Origin of the sequence: Vasconcelosia minhoensis LEGE 07310 (assembly GCF_015207255.1) — a bacterium.
GTDB classification, from domain to species: domain Bacteria; phylum Cyanobacteriota; class Cyanobacteriia; order Phormidesmidales; family Phormidesmidaceae; genus Vasconcelosia; species Vasconcelosia minhoensis.
Genome location: NZ_JADEXG010000137.1, coordinates 1 through 2,883, shown reverse-complemented (window position 1 = coordinate 2,883; position 2,883 = coordinate 1). Strand labels below are relative to the sequence as shown.

1 protein-coding gene and 1 pseudogene are annotated in these 2,883 nt (G+C 55.6%); one reads left to right on the top strand and one right to left on the bottom strand.

Going from position 1 to position 2,883, the window contains the following annotated elements; translation table 11 throughout:
* Positions 1-199 precede the first annotated feature (199 nt).
* Positions 200-1,498, top strand: coding sequence for an MFS transporter (locus tag IQ241_RS25070; protein ID WP_228022092.1), 1,299 nt, complete (start codon positions 200-202; stop codon positions 1,496-1,498).
* Between the two features lie 238 nt (positions 1,499-1,736).
* Here IQ241_RS25070 and IQ241_RS25065 read toward each other — a convergent pair.
* A pseudogene (locus IQ241_RS25065) lies at positions 1,737-2,883 on the bottom strand (single-stranded-DNA-specific exonuclease RecJ); the annotation flags it as partial.

Genomic DNA, 2,883 nt, shown 5'->3' with positions numbered 1-2,883 from the left:
GCTGCGGCTGAGTCTGCGCCGGTTGCCCTGACGGCTCCTGCTATCAACGCCTAGGCTTAGCGTGGGCCTCGCCGCGAGGTCTGAATAAGTGAAGGCGAAAAGCTCTTCCCGCCTGGGGAGGGCTTTTCGCGTTGGCAGAAAAATTGAGTAAGGTTCGACAAACTGAGATCGTCTAAGCTGGAGTTTGTGACCTCAGAAATTGACCAGCGACGCGGGAGAAACTTTGGAAAGCGATCGCGCGCGACCTTTTTTACTACGGGTTGAAAGCACCCAAGTGTGGGTCCAGACCGTAGGGCGACTGCTCTATCAGACCGGTTACGGGGCGATTCAGTTTTTTATTCCGCTGGTATTTGTCAACCAGGTGGGGCTGAGCGCGACGGCGGTGGGGTTTGCGATTGGCTGCGGGGCGCTAGCGGGGATGGCGGGCCATTTTCTAGGCGGATACCTAGCCGATTCCCCCGACTATGGCCGAAAGCGAGCGCTGATCTTTTCGGCTATTCTGTCACTTTTGGCGGCAGGGCTTTTGATTGTGACAAAAGCCCTGCCGCTGCTGATTTTTGTCAATCTGATTATGGGCATTAGCGCCGGCTGCTATTGGACAGCTGCCGATGCTAGCGTGGTGGATGTCACCCCTTCGGATCAGCGGCAGCGGGCGTTTGGCGTCTTAGTTCTAGCAGACAGTATAGGATTGGGGCTGGGAATCTGGGGCGGACGACGGCTCCTCGCCCAGCCGCAGCCGCTCTTCTTTGCCGGTAGCGTAATCCTGCTGCTGTTTCTGATCTTTATTGGCATAGCTGCTGCTGAAACTCGGTCAGAAAATACCCCAGAGGCCGAAACCGACACGCTGAAGGGATTCGCGATCGCGATCAAAGACCCGTCTCTACAGCTATTTATCCTCGCCAATGTCCTATTTACCACTTATATCGGCCTGGTCGGCAGCACCCTGCCGCTCTACTTCACCCGCAGCACAGGAACCTCGGCAGCTGACGTTTCCAATCAGTTTACGCTTTGGTATATCGGCTTTGGGGCGCTGATCCAGCTGCCGCTGGTACAGGCCTTGAGCCGGCTGCGTCAGGTTTCGGTGCTGATGATTTCGATGGGGCTGTGGATTGCGGGATTTATGCTGGTGTGGGCCGTGGGGCCGCTGACGACCGGGCCAGTGGGAACCGCGATCGCGCTGGCTCTACTGTCCCTCGCCGGAGCCGCCTACAAGCCCTTTGCGCCGGCGCTGGTGGCCGAACTGGCCCCGGAGTCCTTTCGCGGCATTTATCTGGCGATTAGCTACCAGTGCTGGTCGCTGGGCTATTTTATTGGCCCGGTCTTAGGCGGCTGGGCGCTGGATCAGCCCGGCGCGATCGCGCAGCGCTTCTGGCTCGGCACCGCCGTAACGACACTGGCAGGTGTGTTCATCCTGTATCAATTGGGCCAAAGTGAGGATAGAGCGATCGAGGCGCAGCTAGAACGGACGCCGAATCTAGAGCCACAAGATAGTCTGTAAGGCAGCCTGTGGAAAACTCTGTGGAAAACCTGTGGAAATTTATTGGAATTACTGTCTGTAGATCAATACAAATTTTGCTCTAGATAGCGGACAGAAGGCTTGAAAGCCTTTAGAAACGGGGGATATAGAAAAACTAGCAGACTGAGAATCAGATTAACTAACGTTTATGCGGCGCTTAAATCAGCTTTTCCACAGGGCAGTCGCATTTTGGTAGCTTTGGCTACCCTTCTGCCCTCCCTTATCCTCCGTAGATTGTTCGAAAGAGGCCGCCCTGACCATCTGACCCGACAATCAGCTGGCGCAGCAGCTCGTACTGCCATTCGTACAAAAAGCTTTCAGCATGGGCCGAAATATTTCGCAGCTTGTTGATTTGGTCGATACTTGCGGCGGCCTGGCGTCCCTTTTGGGCAAAGCAGTTGCCCATCGGATGTTCCCACTGGTCAAAAAACTCGGCTAGGAGGGCGCGATCGCGTTCTCCTACCTGCTTACTTGCCTTTGCCTTGCTGTAGCGCTGCTTTTTGGCAACGCTCTGCTGCTGTTTCAGCGCGGTATCCCTTAGCGTTTGCCACTGGTCTGCCAGCAGCGAGGGTACCATGCCCAGGGTGTACTTACGGCTGGCGCTGAGCTGAATGCCGCCAATTTCAGACTGGCCCTGTCCCAAAAGAAAATCATAGAGGTCATTCAGAAAAGGCTGGACTACCTCTCGCTCTACTGCAAAGCTGAGGCGAATGCCCGCTTCAGAATAGTCGGCCAGCTGCATATCTGGCCCTTCAGCCGAGAGTATCTGATAGTTTTTGTAGGCGGCGCAGAGGTCTTTTTGGCTGGCGGGCTGAATACAGAACCAGACGCTATCGCCTACCGTCTCTCGCACCTGCCGCTGAACCACCTGGGGATCGGGAGGTGGCTGATCGCTATGGCTAAGCTCGGTTTGAAGTTCAGAAATGTGAGCTTCCTGCCCCTGAATTGCCGTTTCCTGTTCCTCTAATTCTGTTTTTAGGCTTTCAAACTGCTGCTGCTGCTCGGTTGAAAGCTGATTAATCTTCGCTTCTAGCAGCCTGACCTGCTGACTCAGGGTTTCAATCTGGCTATCCTTTTCGCTAAGCAGCTCGTCTTTTTTGATCAATAGCTGCGTCTTTTGCTTCACCTCCAAGGCCATTAACCCGGCTCGAATCAGGTTGTAGTAGTAGGGCTCCGTTACATCGACCAGCTCGGGGGTTGCGCCTGGCAGACAGAGATAGCCCTGCCGCTGGGGCAGCTGCACGATCAGCGTATGGCCATCGGGATTTTGAATTCTAAGCTCGCGGGCGGTGTCAGTTTGGGCGAGGGCGCTGGTGTAGCGACGTTGGCTGTAGTGGAATTCGGCGTGGAGGGTGGGGGAGTGGGGG